This is a genomic window from Rhodococcus wratislaviensis (genome assembly GCF_900455735.1).
Classification (GTDB): domain Bacteria; phylum Actinomycetota; class Actinomycetes; order Mycobacteriales; family Mycobacteriaceae; genus Rhodococcus_F; species Rhodococcus_F wratislaviensis.
Genome location: NZ_UAUI01000021.1, coordinates 117,998 through 138,142, shown reverse-complemented (window position 1 = coordinate 138,142; position 20,145 = coordinate 117,998). Strand labels below are relative to the sequence as shown.

The following is a 20,145-nucleotide window of genomic DNA, read 5'->3' as shown; positions in this document are numbered from 1 at the left end:
GGTTCGAGTGAAGGCAACCCGCACACTCCGGGGACTGGTCGCCGGCGCAGTGGTTTTCGGCGCGGTGGCCTCGGTCCAGCCGGCTATGTCGCGTGCCGACACCGGCACGGTGCTGCGCTTGCCTGCGAGCGATTCGAACATCGGCGTCAGCACACTCGAACTGGTGGATCACGATCGCGTCGATCCGTGGACGCCGGGCCGTGCGCGATCCATCCCGGTGACGGTCACCTATCCCGCCGGATTCGCCGCGGGCGGAACCCGCTCGCTTCCCGTCGTCCTCTTCTCGCCGGGCTTCTATGTGCCGCGGACCCTGTACACGGTCGCCGCCGAGGACCTCGCGAGCCGCGGCTACGTGGTGATCAGCATGGATCACACGGGTGAGGCCCTCGCGACGGTGTTCCCGGACGGCCGCGTCGTCACGGCCCAGATCACCGATCCGTACTCCGCCGACACCCAGAAGAAGGCGCTCGACACCCGGGTGGAGGATGCGAGTTTCGTCATCGACACCGTCGAATCCCTGTCCCGCGGCGACGACCCCGACGGGATCGGCCGGCTACTGCCGGACGGTCTTCCCGGGGCCGTCGATCCCGACCGGATCGGGATGTTCGGTCATTCGATCGGCGGAGCCACGACCACGCAGGTCCTCCTCGACGATCCCCGTGTCGACGCCGGAGTCAATGTCGACGGAGCGCTCCTGTATGCGAACACGGCGAGCCCGATCGTCTCCCAGGATCCCGGCACCCCCCTGCTCAGCGTGCTCAACTCGCGTCACGCCGAGAGCCCCGAAGGCCGGGAGAGGTTCTGGGGGCAGTATTTTGCGACCCCCCGGTCCTGGAGCAAGGTCTACGCACTGCGGGACACCGGGCACTTCAGCTTCACCGACGCCGAGCACTACGTCCCGCAGGCGATCCCCGATCCCCCGGGTATGGATGTGCCCGCCGGCTTCAGCCTCGGCACGGCTCCCCGCCAGGAGGTGGTCGACACGACGAACGACCTCGTGGCGGGGATGTTCGACCGCTTCCTGAAGGGGGACCCGGCACCGGAACTCGACGACGCCGGCTCGCGGTACCCGCTGGTCTTCGAGGTGCGTTAGCGGGCTGACACGCGTTCGCCGCGGCGGGCCTCGCGGGCGAGCGCGCGGTCCCGGGATTCCTCGAACCGGGCCGCCTTGGCTTCCAGGTTCTGCAGGAACGCCGCGAGTTCCTCGCGGCAGCGTTCACCGTCCGGTCCGAAATCGTTACGCTCGAACATGTTCCACTTGCGAAGCACGGGCAGGACGACGTCGTCGAGGTGCTGGCGCAGGTCGTAGATCCCGCCCTTCGCGATCAGGACCGCGTTGCGGCGGAAGTTGTGCATTCCCGCGCCGGGCATCTGGAAGTTGGTCACCACCTTGTGGATCGCGGCAATCGCCTGATCGGGTGCGACGTCCAGGGCGGCACCGACGATGTTGCGGTAGAACATCATGTGCAGGTTCTCGTCGGCCGCCACCCGAGCCAGCATCCGGTCCGCGATCGGATCACCGCACGCCTTACCCGTGTTCCGGTGCGACACCCGGGTGGCCAGTTCCTGGAACGTCACGTACGACACCGAATCCAGCATGGACCCACCGCCGGGATCGAAGCCCTGGGTCATGTGGTCCATCCGGGCCAGCTCGAGCGCTACCGGGTCGACCCCGCGCGTCACGACCAGATAGTCCCGCATCACGATCGAATGCTTGTTCTCCTCCGCGGTCCACCTGCCCACCCACGTGCCCCAGGCGCCGTCGAGTGAGAAGTGCTGGGCGATCTCGCGGTGGTAGGACGGCAGGTTGTCCTCGGTCAGCAGATTGGTGATCATCGCCGCCCGCGCGGTGTCGCTGAGCCGGGACTGCTCCGGATCCCAGTCCTCGCCGCCCAGCGCGGCGAAGTTGCGGCCGTCGTCCCACGGGACGTAATCGTGGGGATGCCAGTCCTTGGCCATGGCGAGGTGCCGGTTGACGTTGTCTTCGGCGACGTCCTCGAGTTCGTGCAGCAGTTCGCGGTCCGTGAGTACGCGGCTCACAAGGGCACTCCGTTTCTGTTCTGTCAGTATCCGATTCGCAGGATCAGTTGTGGATAGCCCGGCACATCGAGTCGACGTGCCAGCCGATGCGCCGAATCGTCGACGCGAAGCGGGTGGGAGAGGACGGAGGCGCCCAGCCGGGCGTCGACGGCGGTCAGCCACGCCCGTTCGACCGAGATTCCGGTGCGGACCAGGTCGATCGACTCCTGCGTGTCCGACACGAACACGAGGACGGTCTCTCTCTCGATCGCCGCGGCGAGTCGTGCCGAATCGGGGACGCCGCGGGTGACGACGGTCCGGATTGGGTCCACCGACTCGTGACCGCCCTGCGGCAGCCAGTGCGACGTCCACGGGAAGAGGTCGCGCTGGTGGCCGGGATCCTGCCGAACCCGGTCGGCGGAATAGAGAAGTACGTCGGCGAGTGCGGGCGCCTCGTCCGCGGCGAGCAGCCGAGCACGGACGCCCTCCATCTCCGCTGCGGCGACGATGTCGGCGATGGTTGCCGCGGGAACCGGTATGTCGGCGAACGCTTCTCGATGACTCCGACGGCGGGCCATGGCGGAGAAGAGTCTCAGCTCGGTGCTCGACGGGGAAGCTGTGCCCACGGCCCGAACGGTCGCGACGAGGTCGGGCCTGCGCGGATCGGGCAGCAGGTCGGTCTCGATCTTCTTGCCGAGCGCCCGCAGCGCGAGTTCCACGTTCGCGACACCCGCACCGCACGAGATCACGCGGTCGGCGCGCGGTGTGTCCGTGAAACCGCGACGCTCCGTGACCTCCGCGCACCTGCCGTCCAGCCGCAGATCCCACGGCTGCGTGTCGTGGACCGACGGAGCCGAGACGATGGCGCGGGAGACCACCTCGATGTCACTGAGCGACCAGCTGTTCATCGCGACCTCCACTTGTGGTGTCCGGGTGTTCCCCCGCAACCTCAGTTTTCCGCGCACCGCGGCGCCTGCGCTTGGGTCGAAGGTCCCCAATGCGTGTGGGAGAGGTCCCGGAGGGGTGGGCACCGGTCGCCGGCGCGGTACGGTTCGAGGAGAAGACGGTGGAGGTGCAGACATGACCACGCGGGTGTTCCTGGTCGACGACCACGAGATCGTGCGACGAGGCCTGGTCGACCTACTCGGCAGCGTGCCCGACCTCGAGGTGGTCGGGGAGGCCGCGTCCGTCGGCGAGGCGATGGCACGGATCCCGGGCAGCGGCGCCGACGTCGCCGTGCTCGACGTCCGGTTGCCCGACGGCAACGGCGTCGAACTGTGCCGGGACCTCCGCGCGGCCCTGCCCGAACTGAGGTGCCTGATGCTCACGTCGTACTCCGACGACGAAGCGCTGTTCGACGCCATCATGGCCGGCGCGTCCGGATTCGTCCTCAAACAGATCCTCGGCACCGACCTGGTCGCGGCCGTGCGGACGGTGGGGGAGGGCGGTTCGCTGCTCGACAGCAGGGCGACATCGGCGCTGATGAACCGGATCAGGTCCGCGCGCCGGGAAGACCCGCTGGCGGAACTGTCCGAGCAGGAACGCGCCGTGTTCGAGTTGATCGGCGAGGGGCTCACCAACCGGGAGATCGCCGAGCGGCTCTTCCTCGCCGAGAAGACGATCAAGAACTACGTGTCGCGGCTGTTGTCCAAACTCGGGATGCAACGACGCACGCAGGCGGCCGTGCTGGCCACCGAACTACGCAACCAGCGCTGAATTCTTCATCACGTCAACGGAACCCGCCAAGTGACGACGGTCCCACCGCCGGCGGCGTCGACGGTGCAGATGCCGCCGCAGTGCTCGGCGCGCCGATCGAGGTTGTCCAGTCCGCTGCGCCGGGCGCCGTCGGCGATCCCGATGCCGTCGTCCGCGACCGTCACGGTGAGGTCGTCCCCGGCGGCCACCGAGATGTCGATGGTGGTGGCCCGCGCGTGCCGCAGCGCATTGCTCAGGGCTTCCCGCAGCACCGCCTCCGCGTGCTGGTGGATGCGGCTGGGCACGAGAGTGTCGATGGCGCCGGAGAACTGGACGTTCGGCGCGATCGGTGACTGGGACGTGAGGTCGCCGATCACGTCGAGGAGGCGACGGCGCAGACTGGTCGCGGACGCGATGCCGGTGGCCTGCAGATCGAAGATGGTGGTGCGGATCTCGCGCACCGTGCGATCGAGTTGCTCGACTGCGGTGGCCACGATGGAGCGCACGCCGTCCGGGACGTCCCCGACCGCGTGCGTGCTCTGCAGGCTCATGCCGGTGGCGAACAGTCGCTGAATGACGTTGTCGTGCAGGTCGCGCGCGATCCGGTCGCGGTCGGCGAGCACCGACAGCAGGCGTTGCTTGCTCTGCTGATCGGAGAATTCCACCGCGACTGCAGCCAGGTCGGCCACCGATTCGAGTCGGGCGACCTCGTCCGGATCCCACGCAGTGTTGCCACGCGCCGTGACCACGAGGATCCCGCCGACCCCCGACGCCGTCGACAACGGCAGCACCGCGGCCCGGCCCGCCTCGGCGGAGAACGGTGCGAGACCGTCGAGACCCGTCAGCAGTGCGGGAGTGCGGGAGCGCAGCACGTCGGCGAACGGTTCGGCCTGGGTGGCGATTCGGAAGGTGTCGCGTAGTGGCCGCACCGTGCTGTCCGCCCCGACCACCGCGCCCTCGCCGAGCGTGACGACGATGAAGACCTCGTCGCCGCTGGACAGTTCGCGTACCTCGGCGGCGAGTGTGTGGAGCGTTTCGTCGAGTGATCCGCCGACCATCAACCGGGACGTGATCGCCGCGACGGCCGTCAACCACCGCTCCCGCGTCCGCGATTCCTCGAACAGCCGCGAATTCTCCACCGCCACGCCTGCCGAGGTCGCGAGCGCGCGCAGGATCACCTCGTCCTCGTCGGTGAACTCGGGTCCGCTGAGTTTCTCGGTGAGATAGATGCTTCCGAAAACCTTGCCCCGCATCATGATCGGCATGCCCAGGAAGCTCTTCATCGGGGGATGATTGGGCGGGAAGCCGATCGACCCCGGGTGATCGGCCAGATTGGCGAGGCGCACCGGGCGAGGGTCGTGGATCAGCAGTCCCAGCAGGCCGAGGCCTTCGGGCAGATGGCCCATGTCCGCACGCTCTTCGGGCGTGATGCCCTCGTAGACGAACTCCGACAGGCCCCCGTCGGGGGCGTGGACACCGAGGGCGCCGTACCGGGCGTCGAGCAGGGACGTCGCCGAAGTGACGATGCGCTGCAGGGTGGAATCCAGCTCGAGTCCCGACCCGACCACGAGGACCGCCTCGAACAGGCGCTGCAGACTTCGGCGGGTCGGGACCACGTCGGCGAGCCCCTCCCGAAACTCACTGATCCTCGCCTCGTGCCCACCGTCCGATCCCATGTCTGCAGCATAGGTCCGGGGGCGGCGTAACGCCGCGAACCGCGGCGTCGATAAGGGCTCGAGTGTTTACTCATTCGAACTAATGCTTACCCATTGACGTGACGAGGGAGAAGAAGAATGAATCGACGGCACTTCGGGCGACGGGTCGCGGCAGGTCTGACCGCTGCAGTGGCAGCGACGATGATGTTCACCGGTGTCGTGTCGGCGCAGCCCGCAGATTCCGCCCCCGTCGTCGACCCGGCCACCGCGATCGCGAAGCTGCGCACCGTCGCCGCCGGGAACCCCGAGGCCGAAGCGGCACTCGAGCGACTCGCCGCGTCGCCGACCGACACCGCGGCAACGAACATCGCCCTCCCCGGCCAGATCTTCCAGATCCCCGCGTACTCCGACACCGGGCAGGGCGGTCCGGTCCTCGGACAGCTGTACGGCGCGGGCGTGGCGACCAACATGAGCAACCAGTTCCGCTTCGGATTCTTCGGCGGACCGGGCGTCATCGCGAACGACCAGACCGGCGCCGAACTGGACGTCGTCTACTACAGCTTCGCCACCGGTGCCAGCGGCATCGTGAAGCTGGACCAGAACAACGTCGCGGTTCCCACGGTCGTCTCCTCGCCGCCGGTCGCCGGGCTCGGCAGTGGTCTCGTCGTGGCGGCCGTGTACGGCTCGCTGAACCATCAGGTGGGACCGAACGTCGTCAAGAGCACGATCTGGTGGCCCACCCTGGGCACCGTGCTCGCCTGACCGTTCGAGAACTCAGGTGGCAGGTTCGGCTCCCGGCCGGGCCTGCCACCACTCTCTCCAGCGCTCTTCGAGTTCGGCCCACTCCTCGTCGTCCAGGTCGTAGGCGGCCAGCAGGATCTGCGCGCCGCCGTTGGGGCGTGCCGCGTTGACGGGCTGCTCGCCGAACTGCAACAGTCCCGGGCCGAGGTCGTCGACACTCACCGCGGTCTGGTGTTCGCCCACGAAACACACCACCCCGTGCAGCAGATCGCCCGTCTCGGCGACCACGGTGAAATGATCGCCGACCGTCATGCCCTCGAGTTTGTCGAGGCCGAGCAGGTGCCGCGCCGAATCACCGTCCGCGACCGGACCTTCGAGGAACAGCGTGCGACGCTCGTCGAGTCCGTGCCGCTCGATGCCGAACTTGAGGAACTGCAGGAACGTGGTCCAGCCCTCGGTGACGTCGTCGTACCAGTCGTCGGCGGCGGGGTCGCCGCTGCGGGGCGGGCGGGTGACCCGCACCAGCGTGGTGCCCTCGTGCTCGTGGAGACTGAACTTGTCGGCCCCGTTCAGGGCGAGAGTGAAGGCGGCGGCGTCCTCCTTCACGTCGTCGAAGTAGATTTCCCTGATCTCGTCGGCCAGGCCGGCGTAGTCCCAGCCGTGCCAGCGCCGGATCAACTCCGGGTCGCGCAGGGCAGGCCACACCACCGACGGCGCCGCAGCGACAGACACCTCGATCACGGTCTGGGATTCGGTCACGCGTTCTCCTGCGTCTTCACTGTTGCCGGTCCGACATGAACCACCGACCGCCAGAAATGCACCACCATGACGACGAACGCCACGCACCACACGGTGAATGCACACCAAAGTTCGGCACTACCGACGATACCGACGAGCGGAAGATGGTCCGCACGCCCCAGGTAGATGCCGGCGACCGCGTACATGCCGAGCGGGAACACGATGCTCCACACGGTGGCGTCGTAGCGCAATGGCACCTTGTTCGCGACGTGACGCCACCATCCGGCGGCCACCAGGACCGGGATCAACCACGTCGCGAACGCCCAGAAGACCACCGCGAGCCCGCCGATGAGGCCGCGCGTGGCGTTCACCATCGGCGCATCCTCCATCTCGACGATGCGGGCACCGGCGAGGACGGTGATCGCACACGCACCCATCGACACCCAGTACGGTGCCGTGAGGTCCCGGGGCCGGAGCGGATACAGCATCATCCGCGCGGCGACGAAGATCCCCGCCGCGCCGTAGAGGAACACCCCGACCGACCAGGAGAACACGGCGACTACGGCCAGGAACCGGCGAGCGCCGTCGTAGACGGGTTCGAGGGTCGCCGCGGCGACGGCCACCGACTGGGCGGCGACCACCCAGATGAACCAGGTTCCGTTGGCGCGCGCCACCACCGGACGTTCGGAGGTGCCGAGGACGGCGGTCCACGGAACGACGTAGCCGAGCACGATCCAGGTCAGTGCCGCGACGGCGAGCAGCACCGCGGTGACGGTATGGTGGCCGTCCATCGCCAGGCGCACGCCGAGCACGTCGGTCCCCGCGATGAACGTGAAGAATCCGAATCCGCGGCTCGCATCGGTCAGGTCGTCGACGACCTCGCGGCGGTACGCCACGAGCCGCCAGATCGTGAGGACCACCAGCATCGCGTAGGCCACAGCGCAGACGATCAGCAGCAGCACCGAGATCAGGTCGAATCCGCCCAGCTTCATGCCCACCGAGATGATGCCGCTGGCCATGACGATCGCGAAATAGCCTGGGTTCAGGCTCCGAACGGAGTCTTCGACACGGTCGAGCACGACCGTCACATGGCGACGGTGAGCAGGAACGCGACGTCCTCGATCGCCTCGACGCTGTGCCGATCGGTCGGAAGGACCAGCAGATCGCCGGTGGAACCCTTCCACGAGTCCTCGCCGGACACGAGGTTCAGTTTGCCGCTGAGAATGAACAGGGTGGCCTCGCCCGGGCTCTCGTGTTCGGCCATCTTCTGGCCCGCGGCCAAGGCGATGACAGTCTGTCGGAGGCTGCGCCGATGCCCGCCGTACACGGTCTGCGAACTGCGGCCGCTGGACGTCCCGCCTGCCAACTTCAGTTGCTGACGGGCAAGGGCGGTCAGTGACTTCTTGTCCATGAGGTGAGTATGAACCACTGCGCGCACCGTCACCCGTCGAATGGGGTAACGGTGCGGCGGCAAAGGGGGTGCCGGTCAGCGCCGGGTGAGGGCCCCGCCCTGGGCTGCGGCGAACGCGCCGACCACCACGGCCTGCAGCAGCACCCAGACGACCCCGACGGTGGTGAGGTGCTGCCACTCCGTCAGCACCAGAGCCACGCTCGCGCCCACCCAGACGACGTTCGCGAGGACGACGGCGTCCACTGCGGCCGGCGCGGGACGGTCGGGCACGCTCACCGCCCACACCCCGGCGGTGAAGACGAGCAGGAAGACGCCGATGGCACGAAGGAAACCGGCAGTCGGGCCGAGGACGTCGTCGAGCACGGTGGCGGCGGCGAGGTAGGCGACCCCGTTGGCGCCGGTGACGACGGCGTCGACGCGGAGGGCGAGGCGCAGTGGGGAGAGTGCGGTGTGGGTTTCGAGTGCGGCGATCATGGCGGCGGTCCTCACGTGAGACGAGTGAACGGGTACGTCACTCAGACTCGGGCCGAAGCCGAATGCTCTCAATTACCTCGCAGGTAATGCCCGGGTGTAGGTGATCCACCGGTACCGGGTGCCGTTCTTCTCCGACGTGCGCCACTCGCCGGTGTCCTGTGCGTGCCAGGAGTCGTCGATCGGGGGTGCCCAGGCGTCGCCGTCGATCGTGACGTCGATCTCGGAGACCAGCAGGTGGGTGGCGAGCGGCATTGCCGCCGTGTAGATCTGGGCGCCGCCGATGATGCAGACGTCCTCGTCGGTGAGCGCGAGCGCCGAGTCGATCCCGTCGGCGGACTCGGCCCCGTCCGCGGTCCAGTCGGGCTGACGGCTGATCACGATGTTGCGCCGCCCGGGCAGGGGCCGGAATCTCGGGGGCAGCGAGTCCCACGTTCTGCGGCCCATGATCACGGGGTGGCCCTGCGTCACCTTCTTGAAATACGCCATGTCCTCGGGGACGTGCCACGGGATCGTGTTGTCGAGGCCGATGACGCCGCCGACGCCTTGGGCCCAGACCAGCTTGACCTGCCGCGCCGCCACTAGACGGCCACCGGCGCCTTGATCGCCGGATGGTGCCGGTAGTCGACGATTTCCACGTCCTCGAAGGTGTAGTCGAAGATCGAGTGCCGCTTGTTCAACTTCAGCGTGGGGTACGGCAACGGCTCCCGGCTCAACTGCTCGGTGACCTGGTCGACGTGATTGTCGTAGATGTGGCAGTCGCCGCCGGTCCAGATGAAATCGCCCGGTTCGAGCCCGGCCTGCTGCGCCACCATGTGGGTGAGGAGCGCGTAGCTCGCGATGTTGAACGGCACGCCCAGGAACAGGTCGGCGCTGCGCTGGTACAGCTGGCACGACAGCTTGCCGTCCGCGACGTAGAACTGGAAGAACGCGTGGCACGGCGCCAGCGCCATCTGCGGGATGTCGCCCACGTTCCACGCCGACACGATGATGCGGCGCGAGTCCGGGTTCGACTTCAGCGTCTCGATGGTCTGGGTGATCTGGTCGATGTGCTCGCCCGACGGGGTCGGCCAGCTGCGCCACTGCACGCCGTACACCGGGCCCAGTTCGCCGTCCGCGTCCGCCCACTCGTCCCAGATCGTGACGCCGTTGTCCCGGAGCCACTTCACGTTGGAGTCGCCGCGCAGGAACCACAGCAGTTCGTAGACGATCGACTTGAGGTGCACCTTCTTCGTGGTGACCAGCGGAAACCCGTCCGCGAGGTTCCAGCGCATCTGATGACCGAAGACGCTCTTCGTGCCGGTCCCGGTGCGGTCTGCCTTCGGGGTGCCCGTGTCCATGACGAGTCGGAGCAGGTCTTCGTACGGGGTCGGCACAGTCACGGCGTCCAGTTTAAGGCGCTCCCCGCTCGTGCGCCTTTTCGGTAGCTGGAACAACCGGAAAGGCGCACGGGCGATAGCCTGCCGCCATGCGTGAACTCTTCGTGATCGGCATCGGCGCCGGCGACCCCGACCAGGTGACGGTCCAGGCGATCAAGGCGATGAACAAGGCCGATGTGTTCTTCGTCATCGGCAAGGGCGACGAGAAGCAGGACCTCGTCGATCTCCGCACCACGATCCTCGAAGAGCACGTCACCGGCCCGCACCGCGTCGTCGACATCGTCGATCCGCCCCGCGACCGCACGCCGTCCGACTACGAGGGCGTGGTGGACGACTGGCACGAGCGCCGGGCGGCACTGTTCGAGGCCGAGTTCGCGTCCGAGCCGGGGGTCGGGGCGATCCTCGTCTGGGGTGACCCGTCTCTCTACGACAGCACGTTGCGGATCGTCGAGCGGGTGCTCGCCCGCGGCAACGTGTCGTTCGACTACTCGGTGATCCCGGGCGTCACCAGCGTGCAGTCGCTGGCCGCGCAGCACCGGATCGTGCTCAACCGGATCGGTGAACCCGTGCACGTCACGACCGGCAGGCGACTGGCCGAGGGCCTGCCCGACGGCGTCGACAACGCGGTGGTCATGCTCGACGCCCACTGCACGTTCACCCAGGTCCCCGGCGACAACGTCCAGATCTGGTGGGGTGCCTACCTCGGCACACCCGACGAGGTGCTGATCTCGGGTCGCCTGCGCGAGGTCGAGGACGAGATCCAGCGGGTACGCGCCGAACTGCGCGAACGCAAGGGCTGGATCATGGACACCTATCTCCTCCGCAGGTGAGTGCGAAAGCGTCGAGGAGCACACTTCGGCGCTCACCTACCGTTAGCCTGGGACCATGCCCGAGCTGCCCGAGGTGGAGGCGTTAGCCGAGTTCCTGCGTGAACACGCCGTGGGAGCGGTCGTCGGCCGAGTGGACGTGGCGGCCCTGAGCGTGCTGAAGACGTTCGACCCCCCGATCACCGACCTGCAGGGTCGCGACGTGACGGGCGCAGCCCGGTTCGGCAAACACCTCGCACTCGACTGCTCCGGGTTGTGGCTCGTCACACACCTGTCGCGTGGGGGCTGGTTGCGCTGGACCGACAACCCGTCGGCGGCGCCGCCGAAGCCGGGGAAGGGCCCGCTGGCGCTGCGAGTGCACTTCTTCACCCCGGAGGGCGCGACGCCGGCGTTCGACCTGACCGAGGCGGGCACCAAGAAGCGGCTCGCGGTGTGGGTGGTGCACGACCCTCAGGAGGTGGAGGGGATTGCCCGGCTGGGGCCCGACGCGCTTGCCGTCACCGAACCCGAGTTCGCCGCGCTGCTGTCCACGACGTCGGCGCGGATCAAGAATGCGCTCGTCGACCAGTCGCTCCTCGCCGGGGTCGGAAATGCCTACTCCGACGAAATCCTGCACACCGCAAAGATTTCCCCGTTCGCCACGTCGCGCACCCTGCCGGATGACCAGGTGCACGTGCTGTACGACGCGATGCGGTCCGTGCTGAGCGATGCCGTCCAGAGGTCGCTGGGCCAGGATGCGGCGCGGCTGAAGGGGGAGAAGCGATCCGGCATGCGGGTTCACGCCCGGACCGGCCTCCCGTGTCCGGTCTGCGGCGACACCGTCCGGGAAGTGTCGTTCGCGGAGAAGTCTTTTCAGTACTGCGCGACGTGTCAGACCGGAGGCAAGGTGCTCGCCGACCGCCGGATGTCGCGGCTGCTGAAGTAGGCGTCGGCGCGAAACCGTGCCCGCATATAGTTGTGACCATGCGTGAACAGGCACCCGTACGGTTCGGTACACCTCTGACGGCAGGCGCGACCCGCGTGATGCTGCTCGGGTCGGGTGAGCTGGGCAAGGAAGTGATCATCGCCCTCCAACGGCTCGGGGTGGAGGTGATCGCCGTCGACCGCTACGACAATGCGCCGGGCCACCAGGTGGCGCACCGCGCGCACACGATCGACATGAGCGACCCGGACGCGCTGTTGCGTCTCGTCGAGCAGGAACGACCGCACTTCGTGGTCCCCGAGATCGAGGCGATCGCCACCGACGCGCTGGCCACGGTCGAGGAGCGCGGCACCGCGGTGGTCATCCCCACCGCCCGGGCGACGCAGCTGACCATGAACCGTGAGGGGATCCGGCGCCTCGCGGCGGAGGAACTGGGGCTGCCGACGTCGCCCTACGAGTTCGCCGAATCGCTCGAGGAGGTCCGGGCGGCCACCGAACGCATCGGCTTTCCCTGCGTGATCAAGCCGGTGATGTCGTCGTCCGGCAAGGGACAGTCGACGGTGCGCGACGCCGGCGACGTCGAGACGGCCTGGGAGTACGCGCTCGCGGGCGGCCGCATCAATCACGGCCGCGTCATCGTGGAAGGGTTCGTCGACTTCGACTACGAGATCACCCAGCTCACCGTCCGGGCGATCGGTTCCGACGGCGAGGTGGGCACCTTCTTCTGCGAGCCCATCGGGCACCTGCAGGACTCGGGCGACTACGTGGAGTCGTGGCAGCCGCAACCGATGAGCGACGCGGCACTCGCCCGGTCGCGGGAGGTGGCCGAGAAGGTGACCACGGCGCTGGGCGGCCGCGGGATCTTCGGTGTGGAACTGTTCGTGAAGGGCGACGACGTGTACTTCTCGGAGGTCAGTCCGCGCCCGCACGACACGGGGCTGGTCACCCTTCGGACGCAACGACTCTCGGAGTTCGAACTGCACGCCCGCGCCATCCTCGGCCTGCCCGTCGACACCACCCTCACGACACCCGGTGCGTCCGCGGTGATCTACGGCGGCGTCGACGCCACGGGGATCAGCTTCGAGGGCGTCGCCGACGCGATGGCGGTGCCCGAGACGGACCTGCGATTGTTCGGCAAGCCCGAGAGTTTCGTGCGCAGACGGATGGGTGTCGCCGTGTCCACGGGACCGGACGTCGAGACCGCGCGCAGCCGTGCGCGGGAGGCGGCATCCCGCGTCGAGCCCGTCGCGTGAGTCCGGTCGCCGAACTCCTCGTCGGCCTGGCCGTCATCATCGGGCTCGTCGGAATCGTCATCCCGATCCTGCCCGGAACCATCCTCATCTTCGCCGCAATCCTGGTGTGGGCCATCATGACCGGCGGCGCGACGGCGTGGACGGTGTGCGCGGTCGCAACGGTGTTCCTCGTGATCAGCGGCGTCGTCAAATACACCTGGCCCGGTAAACGGATGCGCACGGCCGGGGTTCCCGGTAAGTCGCTGATCGTCGGCGGACTGGCCGGGATCGTGGGGTTCTTCGTCGTTCCCGTGGTGGGATTGTTCCTCGGCTTCATCGCGGGAACGTATGTGGCCGAGCTGTACCGGTTGCGTGCGCACAACCGGGCGTGGGCGTCGACGTGGCACGCCTGCAAGGCCGTCGGACTGTCGATGCTGATCGAACTGCTCGGCGCCCTGATCGCCTCGGGTGTGTGGCTGGCTGCGGTGGTCGCGACGTAGGTCGTTCGAAATCGTCGCCGAGGGGTATCCAGAAGCGTCCTCCACCTGCGATGATGAAATGCGGATGTTGATCTTCCCGGCTAGCGGAGGAATACGCCGTGAACAAGAAGACGACCTGGATCCTGGCGCCCCTCGCCGCCGTGGCCCTCTCCCTGAGCGGCTGCGGCGACGACTCGTCCGACTCGGCGGCACCGAGCACGACCAGCGCAGCCGCCACGAGCAGCGGCGAAGCGGCGCCCGCGTCGAACATGATGGAGAAGGTTCCGTCACCTTTCGTGATGACCCCGCAGATGGAGCCGACCTACGTCGGTTCGGTCGACGGATCCGACGCGTACGTCGCGCTGGCCAGGTCCGGCGACGAGATGATCGCCTTCCTGTGCGACGGAGACCAGATGTGGACATGGATGACCGGCACCATGGACGGCGACAAGGCGTCGCTGTCCTCGCCGGACGGAGCGACCCTCACCGCGTCGATGAGTGACGGCACCGTGACGGGGCAGGTCAGCGCGCCGGGTATGCCCGACAAGGCGTTCGTTGCCCACCCGGCCGGCGCCGACGAGGGCATGTTCCGGGCAGCCACCAACCGCGACGGCGCCGACTACACTCTCGGCTGGATCATGACCGCCGACGGCGTCCGGGGGCTCGAACGGCAGGCCAACGGTTCGACCGCAGGCGGCATCGCCGTCGACCGGAATGACGACCAGATGGACGATCGGCAGCGTGAGCGGCGGCAGGAACGCCGCGAACAGCTCGACTGCGACGAGATGAACAACTACAACACGTGGCTGGTGTCGCAACCGCAGACGCCGCCGGTGGCCGAGATGGTGTCGATGAACAGTGTGCAGATGGAAGGCTGTTGACAAGGGGCCTACGTGCTAGCAGGTTCCTCCGGGAGTGTCGCAGCGGTACCAGGCGCGTGCGTTGCCGCCCATGACGGCGTCGAAGTCGTCACCCACCGCGTCCGCGACGATGTCGATATCGCTGTCCTGGAACACTCTTCGGGAACGGCTACCCGGAAGGTCGGTACCGAACATCAGCGCCTCGGGGTTGACGGCGTGGATCCTGCGCAGCACGTCGCCGACGTTCTCGATGGTGGTTCGCCCGAACCCGGTGGCCTTCACCCGGACTCCTCGGTCGACGAGGTCGAGCAGGTACGGCAGACCCCGTGTCGACATCCCCAGGTGGTCGATGCACACCGCGGGCAGCTTGGCGAACACGGGCTCGAGCGACAGCAGCAGCGTGGCGTCCACGTAGAACTCGGCGTGCCAGCCGGCCAGCTCGTATGCACGGAGGGCCTGCTTGGTGAGGAGTTTCACGTCGGTCGCGCTGCGCCGGAGGTTGAATCGGACGGCGCGAACCCCGGCGCGATCGAGTTCGAGGATGCTCTCGTCGGTGGCGTCGGGCTCCATCTGGGTGACGCCCACCCAGCTGGGGCCGAGCTCCGCGAGCGCCGCCTTCAGGTAGTTCTGATCGGTGCCCTGATACGAGGCCGTGACGACGGCGCCGCCGTCCACACCGAAGCCTTCCGTGCGCGCCCGGTAGTCGGCGATGGTGAACGGCTCCGGGAGGTAGCCGTGGTTCTCGACCACCGGGAACCGGGGGTCGATGATGTGAACGTGGGCGTCAAACACGACTTACATCCTGCCTTGTGCGGGGGACACGCCGAGTCGCGGAGCGGTCCGCGAGTGCTGGTACGAGCGTCCTACACCTACGTCTCAGGCTCATTAGGGTGAGGTCATGGGAAATCGCGAAGACCTGATCGACGGCGCCGCGCGCAGCCTGTACGAAAAGGGATACTCGCGGACGACGGCCCGGGACATCGCGTCGGCATCCGGGGTGAGCCTCGCGGCCATCGGCTACCACTTCGGCACCAAGGAGACGCTGCTCCACGCCGCGCTGTACCGGGAGATGGCACGCTGGGGTGACGACCTCGCGACGGCCGCCGCGAAGAAGATCGAACCCGGCATGAGTCCCACGGAACGGTTCGAGGCCATCTGGACCGGTGTCATCGAGTCGTTCACCGCCCATCGTCGGTTGTGGATGCTGCAGTTCGAACTGCTCGGGCACCTGGACTCCCTGCCGGAATTGAGAAAGAACCTGGTGGCGTCGACCGCCGATGCCCGCGACGGGTTGGTCGAGCTCTTCGGTGACGCGGGCATCGAGCCGGGCCGGGCGCACACGCTGGGCGCGCTGTACCAGGCGCTGCTGCTCGGCGTCGCGGAGCAGTGGCTGGTCGACCCCGACCACGCGATGTCGGCCGAGGAACTGCTCACGGCGTTGCGGGCGCTGTCGTCACACCTGGCCTGAGACGACGGAAGGGAACCTCCCGCAGGAGGTTCCCTTCACACCGATTCGGAAGATCAGGCCTTGTCGGGCTCGCTGGCCTTGAGCATGTCTTCGCGCTCGACGACCTTGATCCGCTCCCGGCCCTCGGGCTCGCCCAGGCTGCGCTCGTGCGCGTCGAGGCGGTACCAGCCCTGCCAGGTGGTGTACGGGACCTGCTTGCCCTCGAGGAAGTCGATGATCGCGTCCTCGGACGGGTTGGCGGGCTCGGCGAAACCGGACCGGTCCTCGAGCAGGTTCGCGACGGTCTCGTTGGCGTCACCCTTGGTGTGGCCGATCAGGCCGACCGGGCCGCGCTTGATCCAGCCGGTGACGTAGGTGGCGGGCATGAACCGGTCGTTGCCCTCGGCGGAGTCGTCGGCGATGACGCGTCCGGCCTCGTTCGGGACGGTGCCTGCCTGCTCGTCGAACGGGAGCTTGGCGATGTTCTGCGAGAGGTAACCCACCGCGCGGTACACGGCCTGCACGTCCCAGTCATTGAACTTGCCGGTGCCCTTGACGTTGCCGGTGCCGTCGAGCTGGGTGCGCTCGGTGCGCAGACCGACCACCTTGCCGTCTTCGCCGAGCACCTCGGTAGGCGATTCGAAGAAGTGCAGGAACAGCTTGTGCGGACGGTTGCCCACGTCGCGGATGGCCCAGTCCTGCAGGGTGTTGGCGACCATGTCGACCTGCTTGGAGTTGCGGCGCGCCTGCTCGGAGCCCTCGTCGTAGTCGATGTCCTCGGGGTCGACGATGACCTCGATCGTCGGCGAGTGGTCGAGTTCACGCAGCTCGAGGGGGGTGAACTTGGCCTGCGCGGGTCCGCGGCGACCGAACACGTGGACCTCGACGGCCTTGTTGCCCTTGAGTCCCTCGTAGACGTTGGCGGGGATCTCCGTCGGCAGCAGTTCGTCGCCGGTCTTGGCGAGGACGCGGGCGATGTCGAGGGCGACGTTGCCGACACCGAGGACGGCGACCTTCTCGGCCTCGAGAGGCCAGGTGCGCGGGACGTCGGGGTGGCCGTCGTACCAGGAGACGAAGTCGGCGGCGCCGTAGCTGCCGTCCAGTTCGATGCCCGGGATGTTGAGGGCGCGGTCGGCGTTGGCGCCGGTGGAGAAGATCACCGCGTCGTAGAAATTGTGCAGATCTTCGAGGGTGATGTCGCTGCCGTAGTCGATGTTGCCCAGCAGGCGCACCGACGGCTTGTCGAGCACCTTGTGCAGGGCGGTGATGATGCCCTTGATGCGCGGGTGGTCGGGTGCGACGCCGTACCGGATCAGACCGAAGGGGGCAGGCATCCGCTCGAAGAGGTCGATGCTGATCCCGCCGTCAGACGCGGCATCGGATTTCATGAGAGCGTCGGCTGCGTAGATACCGGCGGGGCCGGCACCCACGATCGCAACGCGCAACGGACGTGTCTGATCAGTCATCTGGAGCGAACTACCTTCTGATGGGCGGACAACGAAACCTCAGCTTAAATTAAGCCCAGCCTAATCGGGTGGCCGAGGTGCGGCAGACAGGGCAGAGCCCATTCTCGGGACGCACGCCTGTAGAGGGTAGTCGCCTTCGTCTTGGGGGGTCACAAACACGATTTGTAGGGGCTGCTCTATACACTCGTGGCCACGCCGAGATCGAAGGGAAGTCATGTCCGGTTCGAGCGAATCGCCCCAGCGCGACGCGGAAGGCACCGAAGATCCGGTGGATCCGCGGCGCACCACGGCGGTGCCGTTCATCGCCGCCGTCACCGTCATCGTCGTCATCCTGGTCGCCATCGTCGTGTCCAGCAGGCTCTCGCCCGCCGACGAGAACGTCACGGAAGCGGACCGCATCAACCGTTCGGTCGCCGACTTCATCCAGGCCCACAACCACGACGACGCCGATCTGCAGAAGACGCTGGTCTGCGCGTCGTGGTCCGACGACCGGTCGGTGCTCCGGGACCGGGAAGGCGAGGTCACGCTGAAGGGCGTCGAGTCGTCGGAGGTCAACGGGGACCGTGCCCGCGCGGAGGTCCGGGTCAGCGCCGACGACGGCAAGGGCGAGACGACGGATACATGGCAATTGACGCGGGACGGCGAGACATGGGTCGTCTGCAACTGACCGTTGCCCGGAAGGGCGCACCGAACAGGGTTGTGAAAAGCTGACATGGTGAGTTACGCAGGCGACATAACGCCGGAGCATGCCTGGGAGCTGCTCCGCGAGAATCCCGACGCTGTGCTCGTGGACGTGCGGACGGACGCCGAGTGGAAGTACGTCGGCGTGCCCGACACCACCTCGCTCGGGCGGAAGACCGTGCTGATCGAATGGGTCAGCTACCCGACGGGCACTCGTAACGACAACTTCGTGGACCAGCTGAAGGAGGCGGGGATCGCGGGTGGCGAGAATGCCCCGGTGATCTTCCTGTGTCGTTCCGGCCAGCGGTCCATCGGTGCGGCGGAGGCCGCGACAGCGGCGGGCATCGGCCCGTCGTACAACGTGCTCGACGGTTTCGAAGGCGGCCTGGACGCCGAAGGTCATCGTGGGGCGGTCGGCTGGCGGGCTTTGGGCCTGCCGTGGAGGCAGTGGTGAGTGCAATTCCTCAGGGCGGCGCGTTTCAGAAGGCGCTGCCGGACGACATCGGCCAGGGCACGATCAGCGTGCGCGGAGGAACCCTCCGCTCCGGTTTCGAAGAGACGTCCGAAGCGATCTTCCTGAACTCCGGTTTCGTGTTCGAGAGCGCGGGAGCGGCCGAGGCGTCGTTCACCGGCGAGATCGACCACTTCGTCTATTCCCGGTACGGCAACCCGACCGTGAAGATGTTCGAGGAGCGGCTGCGCCTCATCGAGGGCGCGGAAGCGTGCTTCGGCACCGCCAGCGGCATGTCCGCGGTGTTCACCGCGCTGGGTGCGCTGCTGAAGGCCGGCGACCGGCTGGTTGCGGCACGCAGCCTGTTCGGCTCCTGCTTCGTGGTGTGCAACGAGATCCTGCCCCGCTGGGGTGTGGAGACGGTGTTCGTCGACGGTGAAGACCTCGACCAGTGGGAGAAGGCTCTGTCCGAGCCGACCACCGCGGTGTTCTTCGAGACACCGTCGAACCCGATGCAGACGCTCGTCGACGTGCCCCGCGTGACGGAACTCGCGCACGCCGCCGGCGCAAAGGTCGTGCTGGACAACGTGTTCGCGACGCCGCTGCTGCAGCACAGCCTGGAGTTGGGTGCCGACATCGTCGTCTACTCCGGCACCAAGCACATCGACGGCCAGGGCCGCGTGCTCGGCGGGGCGATCCTCGGACCGAAGGACTACATCGAGGGGCCCGTCCAGAACCTGATGCGCCACACCGGGCCGGCGCTGAGCCCGTTCAACGCGTGGACGCTCCTCAAGGGGCTCGAGACGATGCCGATCCGGGTGCGGCACTCCGTCGGGTCCGCACTGGAGATCGCACAGTTCCTCGAGGGTCACTCCGCTGTCGACTGGGTCAAGTACCCGTTCCTCGAGTCGCACCCCCAGTACGAACTCGCGAAGCGCCAGATGAGCGGCGGCGGCACCGTCGTCACGTTCGCGCTGAACGCATCCGAGGGCGAAGCGAAGAAGCGGGCATTCGAACTCCTCGATGCCCTGCGGCTGGTCAACATCTCCAACAACCTCGGCGACTCCAAGTCGCTCATCACCCACCCCGCCACCACCACCCACCGGGCGATGGGCCCGGAAGGTCGTGCAGCCGTGGGCATCACCGACGGCGTCGTCCGCCTGTCCGTGGGACTCGAAGACACCGCGGACCTGCTGACGGACCTGGAGCAGGCGCTGGCATAGGCGGCTACGCCGCTCGTGCGCCTTCTGGTTGTTCCAGCAATCAGAAAGGCGCACGGGTGCGAAGCGCCTAGAGGTCGAGGCTCGTCGCCTGCGCGACCGCGTCGAGGTGCCCGGCTGTGGTCCCGTCCTGAGTGTCGTACCGCCGCGCGCTCTCGGCGAGACTCGCCGACATCTCGGCCACAGTCCGCTGCAACAATTCCCGCCGATCGTCGAGGTAGGACGTGAACCGGCCGAACGCGACGCCGGCTGCCTCCGGCCACGCCGCACCCGAGTCGGCGAGGGCCGCGTCGGTGGTGTTCAGCTGTGAGGACGCATCGTCGAACAGGACGTCGAGCTGACCGGCCGCTGCGCGGAGGGCCGCGGTGTCGACGTGGATGGAACCGCTCATTATCGATCCTTCGTGTCGGTCGAGCGAGATCGGACTCCCGCGGACGCGATCGATCCGTTA

Annotated in this window: 24 protein-coding genes; 12 read left to right on the top strand and 12 right to left on the bottom strand. The window is 67.7% G+C overall.

The window, feature by feature from the left end; genetic code table 11:
• The first annotated feature begins 7 nt into the window (after nucleotides 1-7).
• Nucleotides 8-1,093, top strand: a complete 1,086-nt coding sequence (locus DTA22_RS22530) for an alpha/beta hydrolase family protein (RefSeq protein ID WP_112300950.1) — start codon at nucleotides 8-10, stop codon at nucleotides 1,091-1,093.
• Here the strand turns inward: DTA22_RS22530 and DTA22_RS22525 are convergent.
• Both DTA22_RS22525 and DTA22_RS22520 read right to left on the bottom strand, forming a co-directional pair.
• Nucleotides 1,090-2,040: an acyl-ACP desaturase gene (locus DTA22_RS22525; protein ID WP_112300949.1), complete on the bottom strand. Its 951-nt coding sequence runs from the start codon at nucleotides 2,038-2,040 to the stop codon at nucleotides 1,090-1,092. The genes DTA22_RS22530 and DTA22_RS22525 overlap by 4 nt on opposite strands.
• Nucleotides 2,041-2,063: 23 nt before the next feature.
• Complete coding sequence (locus DTA22_RS22520; RefSeq protein ID WP_112300985.1) at nucleotides 2,064-2,927, bottom strand: nitroreductase family protein; 864 nt, start codon at nucleotides 2,925-2,927, stop codon at nucleotides 2,064-2,066.
• A gap of 172 nt (nucleotides 2,928-3,099) precedes the next feature.
• On the opposite strand from DTA22_RS22520, the gene DTA22_RS22515 reads away from it, so the two are divergent.
• Nucleotides 3,100-3,735, top strand: coding sequence for a response regulator transcription factor (locus tag DTA22_RS22515; RefSeq protein WP_037230763.1), 636 nt, complete (start codon nucleotides 3,100-3,102; stop codon nucleotides 3,733-3,735).
• Nucleotides 3,736-3,743: 8 nt separating this feature from the next.
• Here the strand turns inward: DTA22_RS22515 and DTA22_RS22510 are convergent, their stop codons facing one another.
• A complete protein-coding gene (locus DTA22_RS22510; protein WP_037230762.1) occupies nucleotides 3,744-5,390 on the bottom strand; it encodes a sensor histidine kinase in 1,647 nt (548 codons plus the stop codon).
• A gap of 117 nt (nucleotides 5,391-5,507) precedes the next feature.
• Between DTA22_RS22510 and DTA22_RS22505 the strand changes: the two genes are divergently transcribed.
• On the top strand, nucleotides 5,508-6,131 hold the full coding sequence (locus tag DTA22_RS22505) for a hypothetical protein (RefSeq protein ID WP_009474921.1): 624 nt from the start codon (nucleotides 5,508-5,510) through the stop codon (nucleotides 6,129-6,131).
• Nucleotides 6,132-6,143: 12 nt separating this feature from the next.
• On the opposite strand, the gene DTA22_RS22500 is transcribed toward DTA22_RS22505, so the two are convergent.
• The 6 genes from DTA22_RS22500 to DTA22_RS22475 form a co-directional block, all read right to left on the bottom strand.
• Entirely contained in the window at nucleotides 6,144-6,869 is a 726-nt protein-coding gene (locus tag DTA22_RS22500) for an SRPBCC family protein (RefSeq protein ID WP_112300948.1), read from the bottom strand.
• Nucleotides 6,866-7,936, bottom strand: a complete 1,071-nt coding sequence (locus DTA22_RS22495) for a tellurite resistance/C4-dicarboxylate transporter family protein (RefSeq protein ID WP_112300947.1) — start codon at nucleotides 7,934-7,936, stop codon at nucleotides 6,866-6,868. The genes DTA22_RS22500 and DTA22_RS22495 overlap by 4 nt, the downstream gene beginning before the upstream one ends.
• Nucleotides 7,933-8,259: a cupin domain-containing protein gene (locus DTA22_RS22490; protein ID WP_005254209.1), complete on the bottom strand. Its 327-nt coding sequence runs from the start codon at nucleotides 8,257-8,259 to the stop codon at nucleotides 7,933-7,935. Before DTA22_RS22490 ends, DTA22_RS22495 begins: the two co-directional genes overlap by 4 nt.
• Nucleotides 8,260-8,334: 75 nt before the next feature.
• Nucleotides 8,335-8,733, bottom strand: a complete 399-nt coding sequence (locus tag DTA22_RS22485) for a hypothetical protein (protein WP_112300946.1) — start codon at nucleotides 8,731-8,733, stop codon at nucleotides 8,335-8,337.
• 72 nt (nucleotides 8,734-8,805) lie between these two features.
• On the bottom strand, nucleotides 8,806-9,312 hold the full coding sequence (locus tag DTA22_RS22480) for a dihydrofolate reductase (protein ID WP_037230759.1): 507 nt from the start codon (nucleotides 9,310-9,312) through the stop codon (nucleotides 8,806-8,808).
• Complete coding sequence (locus tag DTA22_RS22475; protein WP_112300945.1) at nucleotides 9,312-10,112, bottom strand: thymidylate synthase; 801 nt, start codon at nucleotides 10,110-10,112, stop codon at nucleotides 9,312-9,314. The genes DTA22_RS22480 and DTA22_RS22475 overlap by 1 nt, the downstream gene beginning before the upstream one ends.
• An 86-nt stretch (nucleotides 10,113-10,198) precedes the next feature.
• On the opposite strand from DTA22_RS22475, the gene cobF reads away from it, so the two are divergent.
• The 5 genes from cobF to DTA22_RS22450 all read left to right on the top strand — a co-directional run bounded on the left by cobF (nucleotide 10,199) and on the right by DTA22_RS22450 (nucleotide 14,450).
• Nucleotides 10,199-10,939, top strand: a complete 741-nt coding sequence (gene cobF, locus DTA22_RS22470) for a precorrin-6A synthase (deacetylating) (protein ID WP_112300944.1) — start codon at nucleotides 10,199-10,201, stop codon at nucleotides 10,937-10,939.
• 55 nt (nucleotides 10,940-10,994) lie between these two features.
• Entirely contained in the window at nucleotides 10,995-11,861 is an 867-nt protein-coding gene (locus DTA22_RS22465; RefSeq protein WP_037230756.1) for an Fpg/Nei family DNA glycosylase, read from the top strand.
• A 38-nt stretch (nucleotides 11,862-11,899) separates the two neighbouring features.
• Nucleotides 11,900-13,111, top strand: a complete 1,212-nt coding sequence (gene purT, locus DTA22_RS22460; RefSeq protein ID WP_112300943.1) for a formate-dependent phosphoribosylglycinamide formyltransferase — start codon at nucleotides 11,900-11,902, stop codon at nucleotides 13,109-13,111.
• Nucleotides 13,108-13,590 (top strand): DUF456 domain-containing protein, encoded by a 483-nt coding sequence (locus tag DTA22_RS22455; RefSeq protein ID WP_112300942.1) that lies wholly within the window; start codon nucleotides 13,108-13,110, stop codon nucleotides 13,588-13,590. The genes purT and DTA22_RS22455 overlap by 4 nt, the downstream gene beginning before the upstream one ends.
• 98 nt (nucleotides 13,591-13,688) lie before the next feature.
• Nucleotides 13,689-14,450, top strand: coding sequence for a hypothetical protein (locus DTA22_RS22450; RefSeq protein ID WP_112300941.1), 762 nt, complete (start codon nucleotides 13,689-13,691; stop codon nucleotides 14,448-14,450).
• A gap of 15 nt (nucleotides 14,451-14,465) precedes the next feature.
• Here the strand turns inward: DTA22_RS22450 and DTA22_RS22445 are convergent, their stop codons facing one another.
• Nucleotides 14,466-15,221 carry an amidohydrolase family protein gene (locus DTA22_RS22445; protein ID WP_112300940.1) on the bottom strand — a complete coding sequence of 252 codons (756 nt, stop codon included), beginning with the start codon at nucleotides 15,219-15,221 and terminating at the stop codon, nucleotides 14,466-14,468.
• A gap of 106 nt (nucleotides 15,222-15,327) precedes the next feature.
• On the opposite strand from DTA22_RS22445, the gene DTA22_RS22440 reads away from it, so the two are divergent.
• Nucleotides 15,328-15,897 carry a TetR/AcrR family transcriptional regulator gene (locus tag DTA22_RS22440; RefSeq protein ID WP_037230751.1) on the top strand — a complete coding sequence of 190 codons (570 nt, stop codon included), beginning with the start codon at nucleotides 15,328-15,330 and terminating at the stop codon, nucleotides 15,895-15,897.
• Nucleotides 15,898-15,950: 53 nt separating this feature from the next.
• Here DTA22_RS22440 and DTA22_RS22435 read toward each other — a convergent pair whose 3' ends face one another.
• On the bottom strand, nucleotides 15,951-17,342 hold the full coding sequence (locus DTA22_RS22435) for an FAD-dependent oxidoreductase (protein ID WP_037230750.1): 1,392 nt from the start codon (nucleotides 17,340-17,342) through the stop codon (nucleotides 15,951-15,953).
• 214 nt (nucleotides 17,343-17,556) lie between these two features.
• Between DTA22_RS22435 and DTA22_RS22430 the strand changes: the two genes are divergently transcribed.
• From DTA22_RS22430 to DTA22_RS22420, 3 genes are read left to right on the top strand one after another with little or no spacing between them, the layout of a single operon-like run.
• Nucleotides 17,557-18,009 carry an Rv0361 family membrane protein gene (locus DTA22_RS22430; protein ID WP_037230749.1) on the top strand — a complete coding sequence of 151 codons (453 nt, stop codon included), beginning with the start codon at nucleotides 17,557-17,559 and terminating at the stop codon, nucleotides 18,007-18,009.
• Nucleotides 18,010-18,057: 48 nt separating this feature from the next.
• A complete protein-coding gene (locus DTA22_RS22425; RefSeq protein WP_005562410.1) occupies nucleotides 18,058-18,477 on the top strand; it encodes a rhodanese-like domain-containing protein in 420 nt (139 codons plus the stop codon).
• Nucleotides 18,474-19,697, top strand: coding sequence for an O-succinylhomoserine sulfhydrylase (locus tag DTA22_RS22420; protein WP_081792324.1), 1,224 nt, complete (start codon nucleotides 18,474-18,476; stop codon nucleotides 19,695-19,697). Before DTA22_RS22425 ends, DTA22_RS22420 begins: the two co-directional genes overlap by 4 nt.
• Before the next feature lie 67 nt (nucleotides 19,698-19,764).
• On the opposite strand, the gene DTA22_RS22415 is transcribed toward DTA22_RS22420, so the two are convergent.
• Nucleotides 19,765-20,085, bottom strand: coding sequence for a type VII secretion target (locus DTA22_RS22415; protein ID WP_112300939.1), 321 nt, complete (start codon nucleotides 20,083-20,085; stop codon nucleotides 19,765-19,767).
• Nucleotides 20,086-20,145: the final 60 nt, after the last annotated feature.

Excerpts from the sequence above, each read along its gene's own strand:
- DTA22_RS22520 (WP_112300985.1), bottom strand. The coding sequence starts at position 2,927 with ATGAACAGCTGGTCGCTCAGTGACATCGAGGTGGTCTCCCGCGCCATC.
- DTA22_RS22515 (WP_037230763.1), top strand. The coding sequence starts at position 3,100 with ATGACCACGCGGGTGTTCCTGGTCGACGACCACGAGATCGTGCGACGA.
- DTA22_RS22510 (WP_037230762.1), bottom strand. The coding sequence starts at position 5,390 with ATGGGATCGGACGGTGGGCACGAGGCGAGGATCAGTGAGTTTCGGGAG.
- DTA22_RS22505 (WP_009474921.1), top strand. The coding sequence starts at position 5,508 with ATGAATCGACGGCACTTCGGGCGACGGGTCGCGGCAGGTCTGACCGCT.
- DTA22_RS22490 (WP_005254209.1), bottom strand. The coding sequence starts at position 8,259 with ATGGACAAGAAGTCACTGACCGCCCTTGCCCGTCAGCAACTGAAGTTG.
- DTA22_RS22485 (WP_112300946.1), bottom strand. The coding sequence starts at position 8,733 with ATGATCGCCGCACTCGAAACCCACACCGCACTCTCCCCACTGCGCCTC.
- cobF (WP_112300944.1), top strand. The coding sequence starts at position 10,199 with ATGCGTGAACTCTTCGTGATCGGCATCGGCGCCGGCGACCCCGACCAG.
- DTA22_RS22465 (WP_037230756.1), top strand. The coding sequence starts at position 10,995 with ATGCCCGAGCTGCCCGAGGTGGAGGCGTTAGCCGAGTTCCTGCGTGAA.
- purT (WP_112300943.1), top strand. The coding sequence starts at position 11,900 with ATGCGTGAACAGGCACCCGTACGGTTCGGTACACCTCTGACGGCAGGC.
- DTA22_RS22440 (WP_037230751.1), top strand. The coding sequence starts at position 15,328 with ATGGGAAATCGCGAAGACCTGATCGACGGCGCCGCGCGCAGCCTGTAC.
- DTA22_RS22435 (WP_037230750.1), bottom strand. The coding sequence starts at position 17,342 with ATGACTGATCAGACACGTCCGTTGCGCGTTGCGATCGTGGGTGCCGGC.
- DTA22_RS22430 (WP_037230749.1), top strand. The coding sequence starts at position 17,557 with ATGTCCGGTTCGAGCGAATCGCCCCAGCGCGACGCGGAAGGCACCGAA.
- DTA22_RS22415 (WP_112300939.1), bottom strand. The coding sequence starts at position 20,085 with ATGAGCGGTTCCATCCACGTCGACACCGCGGCCCTCCGCGCAGCGGCC.